Genomic DNA, 19369 nt, shown 5'->3' with positions numbered 1-19369 from the left:
GTCTCTAAACAATAAACAGACGTTTCTATGCAAAAACACCGATTCCGTTGCGCATCTTTGCCCAAAACGCAGTTGCGGTGAAATAGTTCCTGTTTGGGCGGCATAAGCCGAAAAACAAGAACTATTCCACCGCAACTTGACGGGGCTCCTTAGCAATCAACTAGGTGCCCGGGGGCACTCATTTAAGTCTGTCCCCAATGAGTGCCGCTAGCCGATGGCGTTTTTGAGTTCCGCACGGCGCTTTTTCATGCCCGTCATGACTGCGTTGCGCAGCTCGGGCATGCGCGCGGTATCCATCTGGGGCACGCCCTCAAGCTTATAGGGAATGCCCAGCTGCTCGTACTTGACAACACCCATCGTGTGATACGGCAGCATCTCCAGGCCGACCACGTTATGCCACGGGGCAATCAGGCGGCCGAGTGCCTCGCACTCCTCCACCGTGTCGGTAATGCCCGGCACCACCACGTGACGGATAACGACCTTGATCTTGCGACGCGCGAGCTCATCACCAAACGCCAGAATGCGTGCGGGATCGCAACCGGTCAACTTTTTATGCTCGACGGGATCGGCGTGTTTAATGTCGAGCAGCACCATATCGGTCTCGTTGAGCACAGCATCGAACTTCTCCGGATGCTTGGGATCAAACGCATATCCGCAGCTATCAAGGCAGGTGTGCACGCGACCATCGGGGTTGTTATGCATGGCACGGAACAGGTCGGCCAAAAACTCGGGCTGCAGGAGCGGCTCGCCACCCGAAACCGTAATTCCGCCGCTGCGGTAAAACTCATGGTTGCTCTGGAACTCGTCCATCAGGTGCTCGACGGTCACCATGGTGCCGCCGTTAACCGACCAGGTATCGGGGTTGTGGCAATACGCACAACGCATGGGGCAGCCCTGAACAAACACCACAAAGCGGATGCCGGGTCCGTCGACCGTTCCCATCGTTTCAATCGAATGTACGCGGCCCAGGGTAAACGCAGAGTCCTCGGGACGAGCATCCACACCCTCAAGCGTCATCTCAGCCATTCCCGCAACCTTGCCTCTCTTTGGTTATTGCCAATTAAAATGCCAGAGCCATTCTAGCCCATACGCATGATGGTGAAACGGTTTGGCGGCCAATTGGGTTGTCCTATTTGGCCCCACGCAAGAGCGGCGGAAAGGTTATCGCAACCCGCCCGCCGCCGAGGCAATAGATATCGATAGACGCCAGGCCTTACGCCTTAAGCGTAAGCACCGCACCAAAGGCAGTCGGGCCGCAATGGCTCGAGATGACGCCGCCGACCTGAGTCCAGGTGACGTCCTTAAAGCCCAGGTCGTGCGCATAGACTTCCATGTCGTCGCGCAGCTCCTCGGAAAGGCCTACCGAATACGCCAGGCCAATGTGCGAGTAATCAATATCGCCCTTGGAAACCATGTGATCAATAAAGGCACGGGCGCACTTGAGCATAGAGCCGCGGAACTTCTTAGTCGCCACGAACTTGCCGCCCGTCACCTCAATGCAGGGCTTAATCTTGAGCAGATGGGCACCGAGGAATGCGACGTTGGACAAGCGACCGCCTGCCTTAAGGAAGGCAAGATCGGTAGGAACAAAGCCCAGCAGCACGCGGTCCATGACGGAATTGGTGAATGCGAATATCTCGTCGACGGTGGCATCGGGGTGAGCCTCGATATATTTGGCGGTCTCGACGGCAATAAGCGACTGGCCCACCGAGACAAAGCGCGTATCCATGGAGAAGACGTAATCGCGGCCCTTTGCCGCAATCTTCGACGACTGATGCGAGCAGGTCGTAACCTCGGAATACGCAAGGTGCAAAATGGTCGCGTCGGGCTGCTCAGCATGAATGCGATCATACACGCGAGAAAAATCTGCCGGCGCGCAGCCGCTCGTCTTGGGCATGACGCCAAACTCGTTGCAGCGCGAATAAATCTCGAGCGGATCGATGGAACCGTCATCGACGGTCTCGTCACCAATCGTGACATGCATGGGCACGCGCACGATGCCATAGCGCTCGCAGAGCTCCGGCGTCACATCCGACCCAGACTCAACCACGATTACGTACTTGCCCATTATCATCACGACCCATCTCGACGTTGACTTTTCAATACATGGCACGCGCCGCCGCACCGTTGCACAACGGCTCCAAGCGCCAAAGAGACGCCGCCCCTTGCACACAACAAAGGACAGCGTCTCCCTGGAAAACTCCGTGCTTATCTGAGATTCTACACGGTTTATTAAGGAGTGTTACTTATTCCGCAAACGGTAGCTATACGCGATAAACGGTAGCAAGCAAGAATCCAGAACGCTCAACCCATTAGGAGAGTTCCGCCTAAAGGGTGACTACACAGGACCCCGCCGGGGCCGTTTGGGCTACCTCCCAAAACTTTCCGCAGGACGCAAGAAGCCCTCGCCGCACGAAGTGCGCAGCGAGGGCTTCTTGCATGTCCGAGGACGTTTTGGGAGGTAGCCCAAACGGCCCTGGCGATCCTGCGGGAGTTAAACCCCTTTAGAACTTGTTGTGGAAGGTACGCGAAATGACCTCGTCCTGCTGCTCCTTAGTGAGCGTGTGGAAGTTCACGGCATAGCCGGAAACGCGGATGGTCAGCTGCGGGTACTTCTCGGGGTGGGCCTGAGCGTCGAGCAGCGTCTCACGGTTGAAGACGTTGATGTTCAGGTGGTGGCCACCCTTCTCGGCGTAAGCGTCGAGCATGTGGACCAGGTTATCGGCCTGAGTCTCAGAAACTTCAGAAACCTTCATAATGTGTCTCCTTCGATTGATAGGCGCCGGCCGAAACCGTCGCTCTAATCAGTAATCGTTATTGTTAGTATAGCACTAACAATAGTTACTCGCCCAGCTGATCAAGGTCGATATCGCCAAAGAACACCTGGTCCTCCTTGCCGAGCGCACCCGGGATGATGGAGAAGGTGTTGGAGATGCCGTCCTGAGCATCGCGGAACGGGAGCTTGGAAACCGAAGACAGCGAAGCGATGGCGCCGTGGCTATCGCGCTTGTGCATGGGGTTAGCACCCGGGGCGAACGGCTGGCCAGCCTTGCGGCCGTCGGGCGTGGAGCCGGTCTTCTTACCGTACACGACGTTGGAGGTAATGGTCAGAACAGAGGTCGTGGGCACGGAGTTGCGGTAGGTGTCGTTCATGCGGATGTACTCCATGAACTGGTGCACAACGTCGTGAGCAATCTGGTCGACGCGGTCGTCGTCGTTGCCGTACTTGGGGAACTCGCCCTCGGTCTCGAAGTCGACGATGATGCCGTTCTCGTCGCGGACGGGGTGGACCTTGGCGTATTTGATGGCGGACAGGGAGTCAGCCACGACGGAAAGGCCAGCGATGCCCGTAGCGAACCAACGATGCACGTGCTTGTCGTGCAGAGCCATCTGGATGCGCTCGTAGCAATACTTGTCGTGCATGTAGTGAATGATGTTCAGCGAGTTGACGTACACGCCAGCAAGCCACTTCATCATGTCGTTGTACTTGGCCACAACGTCGTCGTAATCGAGCGTATCGCCCTCGACGGCGCGATACTTGGGGCCGACCTGCTTCTTGGAGACCTCGTCAACACCGCCGTTGAGTGCGTAGAGCAGGCACTTGGCCAGGTTGGCACGGGCGCCGAAGAACTGCATCTCCTTGCCAATGCGCATGGAGGACACGCAGCAGGCGATGCCGTAGTCGTCGCCGTGGTAAACGCGCATGAGGTCGTCGTTCTCGTACTGGATCGAGGAGCTGGCGACAGAAGTCTTGGCGCAGAACTTCTTGAAGTTCTCGGGCAGACGGGTCGACCACAGAACGGTCATGTTGGGCTCGGGGCTGGTGCCCATGTTCTCGAGCGTGTGCAGGTAGCGGTAGCTCATCTTGGTAACGAGCGTACGGCCGTCAACACCCATGCCGCCGATGGACTCGGTGACCCACTGCGGATCGCCGGTAAACAGGGCCTGGTACTCGGGGGTACGGGCAAACTTGACCATGCGGAGCTTCATGATGAAGTGATCCACGAACTCCTGGATCTGCTCCTCGGTGAAGGTACCGTTGGCAAGGTCGCGCTCAGCGTAGATGTCGATGAACGTGGAGGTACGGCCGATGGACATAGCGGCGCCGTTCTGCTCCTTGACGGAAGCGAGGTAGGCGAAGTACATCCACTGGATGGCCTCCTGCGTGTTGGTAGCAGGGTTGGAAATGTCGAAACCATAGGTCTCGGCCATCATCTTGAGCTCGCCGAGGGCGCGGATCTGCTCCTGCAGCTCCTCACGATCGCGGATGTTGTCGGCGGTCATGACCGTCGGGGTGGAAGCCTTCTGGGCCTCCTTGTCCTTGATCAGGTAGTCGACACCGTACAGGGCGACACGACGGTAGTCGCCGATGATGCGGCCGCGGCCATAGCCATCGGGCAGACCGGTGATGATGTGGGCCGAGCGGCAGGCGCGCATCTCGGGGGTGTAGACATCGAAGACGCCGGCGTTGTGAGTCTTGCGCTCGAAGGTGTAGCGCTCGACAACGTTCTCGTCGATCTTGTAGCCGTGCTGGCTGGCAGCCTGGCAAGCGATGCGGATACCGCCGTTGACGTGCAGCGCGCGCTTGAGCGGCTTGTCGGTCTGGAGGCCGACGATGGTCTCCTTGTCGCGATGGGCGTTATCGATGTAGCCAGCGGGGTGGCTCACGATACCCGTGACGGTCTTGGTGTCCATATCGAGGACGCCGCCCTGCTCGCGCTCCTTGAGCAGCAGGTCGAGAACCTCGCCCCACAGCTCCTTGGTACGCTCGGTCGGGCCGGCGAGGAACGACTCGTCGCCCTCGTAGGGGGTGTAGTTCTTCTGGATGAAGTCTCGGACGTCAACCTCTCCCGTCCAGATGCCTTCCTTGAAGCCTTCCCATGCCTCCTGCATTGTGTAACCACGCTCCTAGTTACGTGTAATGCGGCGCTCTCTCACACCGCTGCTTATTGAATTCTTGAATTATCGGCTTGCACTACCGGCTTCTTCCGTTCTTCACCACACATTGGTACAGGGAAAAACGTTTGTCCACCTTGGAACTGCAACCCAAAACCCAAGATTTCACCCGTTTGAGAAGGATAACATAGCCACCCCCTTCATCAGGGCTGTTATATGTTTCTTTTTTTATACCATTAGGGCGTTTTTAACAAATCCGCAGGAAACGCTCCCACCATCAGCTACCGTTCACCGAATCGCTTGATATTTCCCCTTGCCTTTATACGTCCTGCGCTCTAGCTGTTATGCCAGCTTTAGCAGGGTAAAGTGCCCCAGAGACCCCACAGAAACTACAGGGCGGCCACGGGATTTCCCCCGGGGCCGCCCTGTGGCATGGCTAGTTATTTAGCTTTGATTGCCGCTTGGCATTAGGCGGCTGCGGCGGCTTTGTCGGTCGTTGCCTTGCTGTGGCCCTGGCCCTCAAAATGCTTGTAGCACCAGCTGGTGACCAGCGGGGTCAAAATGGCCGTCACGATAGCACATGCTGCGACCTGCGCCGTAGCCGTCGCGAGCACCGCGCCGCCGTACATGGCCTCGTTGACGCTTGCCATGGCAGCAGGCGTGGCCACATTGGCTCCGGCGCAGCTCGAAATGGCCGCACCTGCGACACCCGTACCGCCCGTGAGCTTATCGACCGCGATGACGGGAATTGCAAAGACCACCGAGCAGATCACGCCGAGCAGGATGCCGGGAAGACCACCGTTGATAAGCTGGCCAAAGGTCATGGTCGATCCCATGGCAAAGAAGACGAGCACGATGATGGCGGAAAGTGCCGGTGCCATCATCTTCTTAAAGCTGGGGAAGAGGTTACCCAGGATAATGCCGACGACGATCGGCAGGATGGCGCCCACGAGCGACCAGCCGATCGGAGCCTGACCGGCAGCGCCGAGCACGATCATCGTGACCGGAGGGCCGACAACCAGCGTGGTGATTGCGACGGCACCACGTTCGGCCTCATTGCCCATGGTGCCCATCAGTCCAGCGTACATAGCGTTGTTCGCACCCGTGCAAGCGGCCAGCATCACCATGGCCGAGATACCAAACAGGTTGTCGTTGAACACATAAAGGATGAGCAGCGACACGGCAACGACCACGATCTGCTTGACGGCGATGATGATGGCGCCGCGGGCAGCGGCGGCAGGAGCGCTCTTAAACGAAATCGTCGTACCGACGATGAGCAAAAAAGCGCCAACAAGCGGGCCTGCGCCCTGCTGGGTCATGCCGAGCGTAAAGCTGCCGAGCGTTTTGAACAGGTCGGGGAACAGCGTGTTGAGCAGGCAGCCCAACAAAAGCGGCACCAAAATATTGGCACCCGGGATGGAGGACATCTTAAAGAACGGCTCCTTTGCCGCCGGCGCCTCCACCGCAGTCGATTCACTCATTTATATCTCCTTTTGATGCGTGCGACACGCGGTCACACGCTCCTGTGCCAGAAAGAAGGCGACGGTCCCGAGTCGCAGGAGCCGTCGCCGAATTAACGTCGCGGGGTATTACCCGTCCAGAACGATGCCACCGTCGCAGTCACCGATCTCGCCGTTCACGAAGCTGGCAAGGTCGGAGGCAAAGAAGAGCACCATCTGCGCGGGCTCGCTTGCCTGGGCGGCACGGCCCAGAGGAATACCGTTGATGATGCGCTGAGAGTTCTCGTCAGAGAGAATCGAGGTCATATCGGTAAGGGTGAGCGACGGGCACACGGCGTTGCAGCGGACGCCAAACTTGCCGCCTTCCTTGGCGACTGCCTTGGTTAGACCGTTAACACCGGCCTTGGAGCTCGCGTAAGCCGCGGTGCCGAGCAGGCCGCCACCGATCTTGCCCGCAACGGAACTCACGTTGACGATAGTGCCGGCATGGGCCGCCTTAAAGTGCGGGTACACAGCATTCATCATAGTGAAGGTACCGTTGAGGTTGATGTCGATGGTACGACGCCACTCGGTGTCATCGATCTCGTCGAACTTCTTGGTGCTGATGACGCCAGCACAGTTGATCAGGATGTTGGTTTGCGGCAGGTCCGTAAAAATCTGCTCGACGGTCTCGCGTGCCTTGGGTGCATCGGCGACATCGAGCTGATAGAACTTGTTGCCCTCGCCAAGCTCGACCACAGCGGCCTCGCCCTTGGCAGCGTTCCTTGCGATGAGCGCGACGTGTCCGCCGCCCGCGACGATGCCCTTGGCGATCTCGAGGCCAATGCCCTGAGTGCCGCCGGTAACGATCGCGGTTTTGCCCGTGAAGTCAAATGCCATGACTCCAACCCCCTTGATTCAGGTGTCTCCTTGCGGGAAGTTGGAGCATCGCACGTGGCGATAAATGAGTCCCAGTCGTCATGGTGGTGACAACCCCTCGCCTAACCGCGGGCATAGTAGTTCTTTGAAACGCTTCAGCAATTGAATTTTTTAACTCTTTATGCGCTCTTTATATTGCCCACTGCATGAGGCCCGAATATGCGGGTATCATCTTTCACCGAAAATAGTTTCTAGTGTTAGGGGTTTTCGGTGGAAGATACCGATTTCCATGAGCTTGGACGTCAGCTCTTAACTGAGTTTGGCAGCATGCATCATCGCATTTCACGCTCTGCGGACAAAGCTCTCGGCGGCGAGATGGCTGTCATGCGCGCCCTCATGCTCGCTGGCGGTTCGCTCACGCCGAGCGAACTCGCAAATCGCGCCTGGGTCTCGAGTGCCCGCATCGCCAATATCTTACGCACTCTCGAAGCCAAGGGCTGGGTCGAGCGCGAGCACTCAAAGACCGACCGTCGTCGTGTACACGTCACGATGACCGACAAGGGATTCCAGAATCTCGAAATCAAACGTCGGGAATTCGAGGAGCGCACCGCGGCCTTCCTCGAGCAGCTCGGCGAAACAGATACCCAAGAGATGGTGCGCCTTCTAAGGCGTCTCAACGAAATTATCGACTGCAATCAAGAAAGGAGAAATGCCAAGTGAGGATTCTCAAGCTCTTTAAAAAGCATGTCCCATCACTGTTCGCAGCTATCGTACTTATCGTAATCAGCTGTAACGCCGATCTGGCACTGCCTACCTATATGAGCGACATCGTCGACGTGGGCGTGCAGCAAGGCGGCATCGCCTCGCCCGTGCCCGACACCATTCGTGCCGAATCGCTCGACGACCTCGAACTCTTTATGAGCGCCAAAGACGCCAAGACAGTAGAAGCTGCGTTTGGCAGGGCAGACAAAAACGGCATTCGCACGTACAGGGGAACCGAGGATGAGCGCGCCGACGGCGGCAAGATTGCCGATATCATGAGCCTGCCCGAGACCGTCGTCCTTTCGCTCAACCAAGGCATCGACGCCAGCTCCATGGGCGACATGATGGGCGCGTCCAGCGAGAAAGGCAACAGCGACGCCCAAGCCATGCCCACGCCCGAGCAAATGGCAGCGATGACGCCCGACCAGCTCGCCAAGATGCAGCAAAAGGCCGCAGCGGCGCAGAATATGCAAAAGCAGATTGATGCCGACGGCGGCAAGATCACCATGAAGAGCCTGCGTCTAGGCGTTGAAGGCGGCCTAATCGACCAAGGCAAGCTCGTCGAGGGCGCCAACGGTATGGCGGACAAAATGGGCTCCATGTCGGGCTCCATCGTGACCCAACGCGCCGTGAGCTATGTGCAGGACGAGTACAAGGCACAGGGTATCGACCCCGCCGACGTGCAGAACGCCTACCTGGGCCGCATGGCGACCACGATGTTTGGTCTGTGTCTGGTGTCGCTGGTCGCCACCATCCTGACCGGTGCCGTGGCTTCGCGCACCGCCTGCTCCATCGCCCGCGACCTGCGCCGCGAGACCTTCAACAAGGTTATGCACTTCTCGCCGGCCGAGGTGGGCAAGTTTAGCCAGGCCTCGCTCATCACCCGCTGCACCAACGACATTCAGCAGATTCAGATGGCCGCAACCCTGTTTATCCGCATGTGCCTCATGGCGCCCGTCATGGGCATCGTCGCCGTCATGCGCGTCCTGGCCAACCACACCGGCCTGGAGTGGACCATCGCCGTGGCCATCATCGCGGTCTCGGCCGTCGTCGGCGTGCTTATGGGCCTCACCATGCCCAAGTTCAAAAAGATGCAGAGCTTTGTGGACCGCGTGAACCTTACCGCCCGCGAGCTGCTCGACGGCCTTATGCCCATCCGCTCGTTTAACCGCGAGGAGCATGAGCTCGAGCGCTTTGACCAGGCGTCCCTCGACCTGATGACCACGCAGCTCTACACCAACCGCGCCATGAGCTTTATGATGCCGCTCATGATGCTCGTCATGAACTGCATCACCGTGCTTATCGTCTGGTTTGGTGCGCAGGGCGTGTCCGACGGCGTGATGCAGGTCGGCAACATGATGGCGTTTATCTCCTACACCATGCAGATCGTCATGGCGTTTATGATCCTCACCATGGTTTCGGTCATCCTGCCCCGCGCCGAGGTCGCAGCCGAGCGCGTGGAAGAAGTCATCACTTGCCCCACGAACATCAACGACCCTGCCTCGCCCAAACTGCCCGTGGCCAGCGCACCGCGCGGTGAGCTCACCTTCCGCGACGTGAGCTTCCAGTATCCCGATGCCCGCGCCGACGTCATCAGCGGCGTAAACTTCACCACGCACGCCGGTCAGATGCTCGGCATCATTGGCTCCACGGGCTCGGGCAAGTCCACGCTCGTGCAGCTCATCCCGCGCCTGTACGACGTCACGGGCGGCAGCATTTCGCTCGACGGCATCGACGTGCGCGACATGACCCTTTCCGAGCTGCGCCGCCGCATTGGTTACATCCCGCAGCAGGGTCGCCTGTTCTCGGGCACTGTCGAGAGCAACCTCAAATTTGCCGGCGACATGGTGAGCGATGATGACATGCGCCAGGCGGCACGCATCGCACAGGCCGAGGACTTTATCGCCGAGCGCGAGGGCGGCTACGACTCCCCCATCAGCCAGGGCGGCTCCAATGTCTCGGGCGGCCAGCGCCAGCGTCTGGCCATCGCCCGCGCCCTGGCCAAAAAGCCCGAGGTCGTGGTGTTCGATGACTCGTTTAGCGCCCTCGACTACAAAACAGACGCGCGCCTGCGCGAGGAGCTTGCCAAAAACGTTACCGACGCCGCGCTCGTGGTCGTGGCCCAGCGCATCGCGACCATCATGCACGCCGACCAGATCATCGTGCTCGACGACGGCCACGTGGTGGGCACCGGTACGCACGAGGAGCTGCTGCACAGCTGCCCAGCGTACCTGGAGATCGCACAGTCGCAGCTTTCCGCCGAGGAGCTGGGGCTCACCCAAGAAGAAATTGAAGCCGTCATGGAAGGAGGCGAGCGCTAATGGCAGACAAGACCAAGACTCAGATTCCCAAGCCCACCCGTCAGCGCGGTCCCATGGGCCGCATGGGTGGCATGGGCCGCGGCGAAAAGGCCAAGGACTTTAAGGGTACCATGAGGCAGTTGCTCGGCTATATCGGTCAACACAAGGTTGCCGTGTTTGCCGCCGTCGCCTTTGCCGTGTGCTCGGTCATCTTTAACATTGTGGGACCCAAGGTGCTCGGCCAGGTTACGACCAAGCTGTTCGAGGGCCTGGTTGCCAAGGTCAACGGTACCGGCGATGTCGACTTTAACTGGATCGCCAAGACGCTCGGCTTTTTGCTCTGCCTGTACCTGGCGAGCTCTGCCTGTAGCCTGATCCAAGGCTGGCTCATGACTGGCGTCACGCAAAAGATCTGCTATCGCATGCGCAAGGAGATCGCCGCCAAGATCGCCGTCGTGCCGATGAGCTACTTTAACGGACGCAGCAAGGGCGACGTGCTCAGCCGCATCACCAACGACGTCGATACGCTCGGCCAGTCACTCAACCAGAGCGTGACGCAGCTCATCACGTCGGTTACGCAGATTATCGGTGTGCTCGTCATGATGCTTTCGATCAGTCTGCCGCTTACCGGCGTCACCGTGCTCACACTGCCGGCCGCCGCGATTATCCTGACCGTGATGATTCACTTCTCGCAGCCGTACTTCCGCGAGCAGCAGCAGGTTTTGGGCACCGTCAACGGCATTATCGAGGAGGACTTTGCCGGTCAGAACGTCATTCAGGTGTTCGACCGCGCCGAGGCCTCGATCGAGGAGTTCGACCGTCAAAACGACCGACTGTTTGTGAGCGGTTGGCGCTCGCAGTTCCTGTCGGGCCTGATGATGCCGCTTATGAGCTTGGTGGGCAACATGGGCTACGTGGGCGTTGTCGTGGTGGGCGCACAGCTCGCGCTGACCGGCAATGCCACGCCCGGCGACATCCAGAGCTTTATCCAGTACGTGCGCAACTTTACGCAGCCGGTGCAGCAACTGGGCAACGTGAGTAACACGATGCAGTCGATGGCCGCCGCAACCGAACGCGTCTTTGAGTTCTTGGCCGCGCCCGAGGAGGAGCAGAAGGCCGACGCCCAGATTCCCGAGAAGCGCCCCGGCCACGTTGAGTTCGACCACGTCAAGTTTGGCTACACGACCGACAAGACCATCATCCACGACTTTAGCTGCGAGGCGCAGCCCGGTCAGACCATCGCCATCGTCGGCCCCACCGGCGCCGGCAAGACCACGCTCATTAAGCTGCTGCAGCGCTTCTACGACGTGGACGGCGGCTCGCTGCGTGTCGAGGGCGTCGACGTGCGCGACTGGGATCGCGCGGCGCTGCGCGGCGAGTTTGCCATGGTGCTGCAGGATACCTGGCTGTTTAACGGCACCATCCGCGAGAACATCCGCTACGGACGTCCCGATGCGACTGACGCCGAGGTCGAGGCCGCTGCACGCGCCGCACGCTGCGACCACTTTATCCATACGCTCGCCGGCGGCTACGACTTTATGATCAACGAGGAGGGCACCAACCTCTCACAGGGCCAGCGCCAACTCGTGACCATCGCCCGCGCCATTTTGGCCGACCGTCCGGCGCTGATTTTGGACGAGGCGACTTCCAACGTCGATACCCGCACCGAGGAGCTCATCCAGCGCGCCATGGATGCGCTGATGCAGGGCCGCACGAGCTTTGTCATCGCGCACCGCCTGTCCACGATCCGCAACGCCGACGTGATCTTGGTAATTCGCGACGGCGACATCGTCGAGAAGGGCACACACGACGAGCTGCTCGCCCAAGGCGGCTTCTACGCCGACCTGTACAACTCGCAGTTCGACGAAGCGGCGTAAATTCTGCCGCAGGGAACGAATAACGCCCGAGAACGGGGGCGCAGGACAGCCTGCGCCCCCGTTTTTGCTCTGCGGCCCTCGAACCGCCTCCCCTGGGACCTGATTGACGCCCTCCCTCAAGGCCCCGTGGACAAAAAATGGCAAATATGAGTACTGTCACCTTTTTAGTAACAGCCAAAACTGCCCCAAACGACCTCATTGCGGCCTAGACATGCCTTCAAATTGATCAAAATGCCCGGTAGCATGCTTCTGTGTGCCAACGTTAATGAACATATTTACTGTTGTGTCTATTATCTTGTAAGATCGATATGATACTACGCTAGCAACAGTACTCATATTTGCCATTTTTTGTCCACAGGGTATGCCGCAGAAGATCCAACTTGCTCCAGCGTGCCGTACGTTGGCCCTCCCCTTCCGGCGAGCGCCGACATTTCCCCAGATAAAACCGACCAAAATAAACCTGTCCCTTTTCGGCAGGTTTCACTTGCACTTTAGCGTGCGACAGCGGATAATGCCGAGCATTCGAGAATTCGCCAATTGTTGCCGTTAATTGATAAAGGAGGCCCCATATGGCCATGGAATTCAAGCGCAGGTTGCCGATCCCCATGGAGATCCGCGAGGAAATGCCGCTTTCCGCCGAGCTTACCGCCAAAAAGCAGGCATTCGACGCCGAGGTCGCCAAGGTCTTTACCGGCGAGGACGCACGCAAAGTGCTCATCATCGGCCCGTGCTCTGCCGACCGCGAGGACTCGGTGCTTGAATACATGAACCGACTGGCCAAGGTCGCCGAAGAGGTCAAGGACAAGCTCATCATCATTCCGCGTGTCTACACCAACAAGCCGCGCACCAAGGGCACCGGCTACAAGGGTCTGCTGCACAACCCCGACCCCGAGGCGCCCGATGACCTGCTCGAAGGCGTTAAAGCCATTCGCCACATGCACCTGCGCGTCATCGAGGAGACCGGTTTCTTTACCGCCGACGAGATGCTCTACCCGTCCAACTACCAGTACCTCGTCGACCTGCTGAGCTACGTTGCCGTGGGCGCGCGCTCGGTCGAAAACCAGGAGCATCGCCTGGTGTCGAGCGGCATTTCGGTGCCCGTCGGCATGAAAAACCCCACCGCCGGTTCCACCACCGTCATGCTTAACTCCATCTACGCCGCCCAGGCACATCAAAGCTTCATCTTCCGCAACTGGGAGGTTGAGTGCGACGGCAACCCGCTCGCACACGCCGTCATGCGTGGCTACATCGGTCTCGACGGTCGCACCTACCCCAACTACCAGTACGAGCACCTGGAGCGCCTGGCCGAGCGCTATACCGAGCATGCCGGCTACGCCAACCCGGCGGCGGTCATCGACTGCAACCACGACAACTCGGGCAAGCGCCCGCTGGAGCAGTACCGCATCTGCAAGGAGGTGCTCGACAGCTGCCGCCGCAACGAGTCCATCTCCAAGCTGGTCAAGGGCTTTATGATCGAGTCTTACCTGGAGGATGGCAATCAGCCGGTCGATGGCGGTGTCTTTGGCAAGTCGATCACCGACCCGTGCCTGGGCTGGGAAAAGACCGACTACCTCATCCACGAGATCGCAGAGCGTATTTAGAGTTACGGCGTTTTGCCAAACGCCGTAACCGGCCGACGCTGCAAACCCGTCAGAGCGGCAATCTGCCTTTCAGCTTCGACGGCATGACCAGAAGGTCAATGCCGCCTCGCTTCAAGGCACCTTGCTCGCTCTGGCGGATTTTCGCTGTCGTTGCCAAGACATCGGCGTTGCCAAAGCCGGCACTTGGGAACGCTCCTTTTGAGGTAGTCGTGACAGTTAGGGACGTTCCTTTTAATATGAGCAGGACATTGTCAAGAGGCAAAATCGGGCCTGGCCCCAACGATATGGGGTCAGGCCCTCTCCCTATATCAACCCGTCCGCGGCGACCTCGGCGTGTCTTACCGACGCTCGTCTTTGCAGTTTAATATCCGCCCGTGGCGATCTCTCGCTGGGCAATCCGTTGCTACGGCTGAGGCTTCTACGTCGAACCGACAGTCTGTGCACGCGTGTGGCGCCCTGGGCGCTCGCAGAAAAGGGACCTGAGGTTCGCCTCAACGGCTTCGGATCGAACCGCTTCCGGGATGACTGGCTTATGTGCGGGGGACCGCCCCCTACGTCTCCTCGGCCATGAGGCCGACCGCCCACACCCAGCAGGCGAGCTCGCGCGCCGTGGCGACGTTCGCCTTGTTGCTGTGGACCCCGCGCGCGAGCAGGGCCCCGCGCCTCTCGACCAGCCTCCGCACGCCCTTGGCGGCATGCCTCCGGGCGGCTGGGTCCGGGGCCTGGCCCTTGGCGAGGTCCTTCGGCCGCCCCGAGCACGTCAGGTAGTGCCACGCGGCCTCGACCAGCGTCTTTCTCAGGTGCTTGTTGCCGGCCTTGGTGATCGCGCCCCTGCGGTCGCTCTCCCCGCTGGAGTGCTCGGAGGGCGTCAGGCCGACCCACGCGGCGAACGAGCGGGCGTTCCTGAACCTGGAGAACTCGCCGGCCTCGAACACGAGGTCGGCGGCGGAAGCGGTGTCTACGCCCTTGAGGCAGCGCAGGGAGTCGACCCTCTTCCGCCACCTGGGCTTGCGGGCCTCGGCCTCGACGAGCCCCTCGAGCCTCGCCTTCTCCTCCGCCGCCCGCCTGACCGCGTCGACGTAGTAGGCGAGCACGTCGTTGTCGGCCCCCTCCGCGAACCTAATCGACTCGATCCAGGACCAGTGCGCCCGGGTCCAGTTACCCTTCCCGCGGCCGGTGGGCGTCCTCTCGTCGAAGACGAGCCCGTGCCTGAGCAGGAACTTGGAGAGCCGCTGCTTCGAGCGCGAGAGGTCGTCCCTCGCGTCCTCGAGCGCCCTGGTCAGGTCGCGGGCGGCCTCGCACTCGTCGTCGGGGACCCACACCTCGACCACGTTGCCGACCGACAGCATGCGGGCGAGGAACTCGGCGTCGTTGCGGTCGTTCTTCCTGCCCCTGTCCGCGCTGGGCTTGATCATCTTCGAGACGGCGCCGACCACGCAGTCGACCCCCAGGCCGGAGAGCCTCTTCTGCAGGTCGAAGCCCGTGACCCCGGACTCGTACACGCACCTGGCCCCGGGGTCCACGGAGCGGACCCACTCCGCGACGGCGCCGGCGTCGTAGCCGAAGGTCGCGCAGCGCACCTCCCCGGTCATGACGTCGAGGGAGACGGCCTTTATCGAGCGGGCGTGGACGTCGAGGCCGACGAAGGTGGTAGTATCGAGCATGGGAGCCCCTTCCATGAATGCGGCGTGGCCGCCGCGGCTGAATTAGACACTCACCATTGTCGGCCTAATCCGCGGTCTTTCATGCAGCAGGGGCTCTCAATGTTTTATGTCCTGCTCATATCGTCTCTGCCGGCAGTTGGGGACAGTCCTTAAAGTAGTCGTTGGGGACGCTCTTGTTTGACTAGTCGTTTAAGAACGTCCCCAATGACTACCCAATTGCCACCTCTCCGTCCCCGAGGTATCGGCGCTCGTCTGCCGAATGGTTGATGCGGCAACGATGTCGCCATGTCACGCTCAGGGGTGGCCTGACCCAACTTGGAAGGAGCCCCCATGAGCCTTGACACCGTAACTCTGCGTGCCGCCACGCTCGATGACCTGGCCGGCATCGCCGCCATCTACAACCAGCTGTGGTGCAACACGCTGCGCAACTGAGGCGACGTCGAAGCCGCCGATTTCTGTGCGCGCTTTAACATCGCCATGCAGCTGCAGCGCTCCCCCATCGCGCTCGTTGCCGAAGCTGAAGGCCGCATCATCGCCGCTTGCTGCATCGGCATCTTCGAAGACGGCAAACCACGCACCAATCCCACGTGGGAGCCCTGCTACAACGAGATGTTCGTCCAGGCAACCGAGATGGCAAAGACCGCCGATGCCAAGCTCGAAGGCTCGCTCTTTGGCGATAGCCGCGAGAAGGCAACAGCCGACCGCTTTGCCGCCACGGGCAACGAATATGCCCAGGGCCAGCTCAACCTGATCATCATCGTGCCCGAATGGCAGGGCAAGGGGCTCGGCCGTACGCTCATCGACCTTGCGCGCGCCGAACTCGCCAAAGCCGGGTGCACCAAATTCTTCCTGATGAGCGACTGCAACTCCGACTGGCAGTTCTACGAGCACCTCAACATGAAGCGCATCTTGGAGGATCACAGCCAGGACACCGGCGACGGATTTATCGTCTACATGTACGGAAGCACGCTCTAAGTACCCCTTCAATCAAGGCGAGCCGGGAACCCGGCACTTGGCCTTTGCCCAAGATTAACCCAGGGGGCCGGACCGCCCGTCCCTAAACCTGCCCGATAGCGCGATATCTCGTCGCCCGAGCGCGCCCCTCTTTAACGAGTGCGCCTTCCTCAAGCAAACCGTTGATAACCCGCAGCGTCACGTCGCGCCCAGTTCCCAGAACGTCCGAGGCATCCTGGCGCGTAAAGCCGCGGGGCCGCTCAAGGGCAAAGCGAATCAAGGTGCGAGCGTATCCACCACGTCGCTCGTCCGAGACATCCTGTAGCATCGCGGACGCCTTGCACGCAACATCAAAGCCAAGCTCCTCCACGAGCTTGGCACGCACCTCGTGGCCGCAGTCGCCATTCATCGACACGTGCCCCTCTCGCTGCGCTCGCACGGATGCAAACGCTTGCGAAACATCGGGCGGCAGCGCCCCTTCCCGCTCGAGCTGCGCATAATCGCTGTAATCCCCACGCAAGTTGGGACCGCTATTGCCACGAGGCGTCAGATAGGAATTGCGCACGGCATTGACGTTGGGCAGCGACAACCTAAACATTGCAGGGTAGGCGCAGACCTCGGGTTCCAACCCTTCCGCCTCATAGAGCGCACGGATCCCCTTGAGGCCCGTTCCAAACGCCTCAACCATCCCCAAGCGCAAAAAGAGCAGTTGCAGCTTTGGATTCCGAGCGTCCGAGCCGCCCGCAAGCGCCTCCTCGACGCTGATGTGCTGCGGCCCTCCCGCATTGGTAAATTCAAGCGCCGTACGGCTCATCTTGATAAGAGACGCCACCGAAGATTCGTAGTCGCGATGGATAAACAGGTTCAGAATTCCCTCTCGAACAGCCTCGCGGGGATAGTCGTCCTTATCTATGCGATCGAGTCTTCCCGGCACAAAGTACATACGCGTTGCGTTCGATATATTGAGGAACCGTTCGATATCCTCTATCTGCCTGAAGATCGAGCCCTCGCCATCCTGACGGTCGATAAACTCGGTATACGCATCGTCGTTGAAGAGGCCAGCGCGGACTGCAAAGGGGTTTTGGTCAGAGACCAGCAGTGCCAAATTGGTGTAAAAGCCCAGCTCATCGATAAGGCCGAGATTCTTTTGAGAGGTTTGGTCAAACGTAATCTCCGCACGCCTAAAGACCCGCTCGGCTTCAAAAAACGTCAAGCTCTGTTCATGAGAGCGCCCGGTCTCAAAATAATCGCCGTCGGTGCGCTTGATCATCGAGCGGATCTGGGCCATCTCGATGGGCACGTTGGCAGGACCCAGGCGCCGATATACCCCGGCCGGAACAAATCCCTTCGAGCACAGGCAGTACGGCTTGTAAGGACCCGCTTCCACCTCGATTTTCACCAACGCTGCGCCATCGATGTCCAATGCGGAGACCGTCGTGATTTCAGAAACGTCGGGATACACGCCATCGGTTATTGCATTAGAGCATTGAAGCATGGTGGCATCGATATCGTCCACGCCGACGATGCTGCCAAAATCGTCGATTCCGATATACAAGGTACCGCCATTCGAATTGGCAAACGCCACCACAGCTTTGAGCAGCTTAGGGGTAAATGTGCACTTGAACTCCACGGTCTCACTTTCAACAAGCTGCATGTTACCCCCTATCATCGACTATCGACGATTCTAGACCAACTATCGACGATAAGCAAGGCCCCCCTGGTACCCTCGCTTAGACCCGAGCGCCCGCGTGCAATGCTGCCCGCCGCACGCAAAAGGGCCCACCAGCGTGTGCGCCAGCGGGCCCCAGGTCATATCGACACTACCCCGTGTGCCGTGCAACCGCCTCTACTTACAGCGCGCCTTGGGCTGCTGCTGGGTGATGCAGTGGATGTTGCCGCCGCCGTAGATAACCTCGCGAGTCATGATACCGATGACTTCACGGTCCGGATAAGCAGCCTGGATATCCTTGAGCGCCTGGGCGTCATTGGGATCGCCGAACCGCGGTACAAGCACTGCGCCGTTGATGGGCAGGAAGTTGAGGTAGCTCGGCTCGAAAGCATCCTCGGGGGTACGCGGCAGCACGCCCTCGACGGGGTCAATCGTGCTGGCCTCCTCTTCGGTCATATATACCGAGGTCGCAGGCATAATCACCTTGTGGATCTTGAGCTTGCGGCCACGGGCATCCGTCGTCTCGGAAAGCGTCTTATACGCCTCTTGGCACTCCTTGTAGAACTTATGGTTGGGATCATCGGTCCACATGCAGCAGACCTCGCCGGGCGCACTAAAGCATGCGACGTCGTCCACGTGCCCGTTGGTCTCAAACGGGTCGATGCCATCCTTGATCCAAATGACCTTCTCGATGCCCAGGTACTCGGCAAGCTTCTCCTCGATCTGCTCCTTGGTGTACTGGGGGTTGCGGTCCTCATTGAGCAGGCACATCTCGGTGGTCACCACGGTGCCCTGGCCGTCGCAGTTAAACGAGCCACCCTCGAGGATATAATCCTCGGGACGATAGCGGTTAACCTGCTCGAGCTGTGCCACCTGCAGGCCAATGGAAGCGTCCTTGTCCCACGGGAAATACAGGCCGTCAATGAAACCGCCGTAAGCATTAAAGTGGAAGTGCGAGAGTGCCACGTCGCCCTTGTCGTTGACAAGAAACGCCGGGCCGGGGTCGCGGATCCAGAAGTCGTTGTACTCCATATGAATCACGCGCACGTTCTCAACGCCATCGAAAATCTCGCACACCGCAGGGAAATCCTCGGCATTGACACCAACGGTGATGGGTTGGAAGCGTGCAACGGTCTTAATAATCTCGGTAAAGACCTTTTGCGCCGGCTTGGCACCGCAGCGCCACACATCCGAACGATGCGGCCACAAAATCCAGGTGCGCTCCTGCTCCTCATACTCGCCGGGCATATAGAACCCGTCCTTCTTAGGTGTGGACTCACTCTCGTAGATGGTCTTCATTTCAAGCTCCTAAATCTCGGTGCTTTTGC

At 59.6% G+C, this 19369-nt stretch carries 14 protein-coding genes; 5 read left to right on the top strand and 9 right to left on the bottom strand.

Features of this window, described 5'->3' with window-relative positions:
* Positions 1-207: 207 nt before the first annotated feature.
* From pflA to DXD39_RS00870, 6 genes are all read right to left on the bottom strand, one after another.
* On the bottom strand, positions 208-1026 hold the full coding sequence (gene pflA / locus DXD39_RS00895; RefSeq protein ID WP_117802860.1) for a pyruvate formate-lyase-activating protein: 819 nt from the start codon (positions 1024-1026) through the stop codon (positions 208-210).
* A gap of 187 nt (positions 1027-1213) precedes the next feature.
* Positions 1214-2068, bottom strand: a complete 855-nt coding sequence (locus DXD39_RS00890; protein WP_117802859.1) for a DegV family protein — start codon at positions 2066-2068, stop codon at positions 1214-1216.
* A gap of 436 nt (positions 2069-2504) precedes the next feature.
* Positions 2505-2756, bottom strand: a complete 252-nt coding sequence (gene grcA3 / locus DXD39_RS00885) for an autonomous glycyl radical cofactor GrcA3 (RefSeq protein WP_055252439.1) — start codon at positions 2754-2756, stop codon at positions 2505-2507.
* A gap of 85 nt (positions 2757-2841) precedes the next feature.
* Entirely contained in the window at positions 2842-4893 is a 2052-nt protein-coding gene (gene pflB / locus DXD39_RS00880; RefSeq protein WP_117758359.1) for a formate C-acetyltransferase, read from the bottom strand.
* A gap of 470 nt (positions 4894-5363) precedes the next feature.
* On the bottom strand, positions 5364-6377 hold the full coding sequence (locus DXD39_RS00875; RefSeq protein ID WP_117564719.1) for a 2-keto-3-deoxygluconate permease: 1014 nt from the start codon (positions 6375-6377) through the stop codon (positions 5364-5366).
* Positions 6378-6485: 108 nt separating this feature from the next.
* On the bottom strand, positions 6486-7235 hold the full coding sequence (locus tag DXD39_RS00870; RefSeq protein WP_089572357.1) for an SDR family NAD(P)-dependent oxidoreductase: 750 nt from the start codon (positions 7233-7235) through the stop codon (positions 6486-6488).
* A 249-nt stretch (positions 7236-7484) separates the two neighbouring features.
* Between DXD39_RS00870 and DXD39_RS00865 the strand changes: the two genes are divergently transcribed.
* From DXD39_RS00865 to DXD39_RS00850, 4 genes are all read left to right on the top strand, one after another.
* Positions 7485-7934 (top strand): MarR family winged helix-turn-helix transcriptional regulator, encoded by a 450-nt coding sequence (locus tag DXD39_RS00865; protein WP_089572358.1) that lies wholly within the window; start codon positions 7485-7487, stop codon positions 7932-7934.
* A complete protein-coding gene (locus DXD39_RS00860; protein WP_117802858.1) occupies positions 7931-10297 on the top strand; it encodes an ABC transporter ATP-binding protein in 2367 nt (788 codons plus the stop codon). The genes DXD39_RS00865 and DXD39_RS00860 overlap by 4 nt, the downstream gene beginning before the upstream one ends.
* Complete coding sequence (locus tag DXD39_RS00855; RefSeq protein WP_117802857.1) at positions 10297-12153, top strand: ABC transporter ATP-binding protein; 1857 nt, start codon at positions 10297-10299, stop codon at positions 12151-12153. The genes DXD39_RS00860 and DXD39_RS00855 overlap by 1 nt, the downstream gene beginning before the upstream one ends.
* 569 nt (positions 12154-12722) lie before the next feature.
* On the top strand, positions 12723-13754 hold the full coding sequence (locus DXD39_RS00850; protein ID WP_117802856.1) for a 3-deoxy-7-phosphoheptulonate synthase: 1032 nt from the start codon (positions 12723-12725) through the stop codon (positions 13752-13754).
* Between the two features lie 551 nt (positions 13755-14305).
* Here DXD39_RS00850 and DXD39_RS00845 read toward each other — a convergent pair.
* The gene (locus DXD39_RS00845) at positions 14306-15418 is read right to left on the bottom strand and encodes an IS110 family transposase (protein WP_233541068.1); all 1113 of its coding nucleotides are present in this window, start codon (positions 15416-15418) and stop codon (positions 14306-14308) included.
* Between the two features lie 477 nt (positions 15419-15895).
* On the opposite strand from DXD39_RS00845, the gene DXD39_RS00840 reads away from it, so the two are divergent.
* A complete protein-coding gene (locus DXD39_RS00840) occupies positions 15896-16393 on the top strand; it encodes an N-acetyltransferase (protein WP_117802854.1) in 498 nt (165 codons plus the stop codon).
* Between the two features lie 82 nt (positions 16394-16475).
* On the opposite strand, the gene DXD39_RS00835 is transcribed toward DXD39_RS00840, so the two are convergent.
* The gene (locus DXD39_RS00835; RefSeq protein WP_158565379.1) at positions 16476-18026 is read right to left on the bottom strand and encodes an RNA-binding domain-containing protein; all 1551 of its coding nucleotides are present in this window, start codon (positions 18024-18026) and stop codon (positions 16476-16478) included.
* 192 nt (positions 18027-18218) lie between these two features.
* Positions 18219-19340 carry an agmatine deiminase gene (gene aguA, locus DXD39_RS00830; protein ID WP_117802852.1) on the bottom strand — a complete coding sequence of 374 codons (1122 nt, stop codon included), beginning with the start codon at positions 19338-19340 and terminating at the stop codon, positions 18219-18221.
* Positions 19341-19369 lie beyond the last annotated feature (29 nt).

Source organism: Collinsella sp. TM04-29, from assembly GCF_003466565.1.
Lineage (GTDB): Bacteria > Actinomycetota > Coriobacteriia > Coriobacteriales > Coriobacteriaceae > Collinsella.
This window is presented reverse-complemented; position numbering and strand designations above follow the sequence as displayed.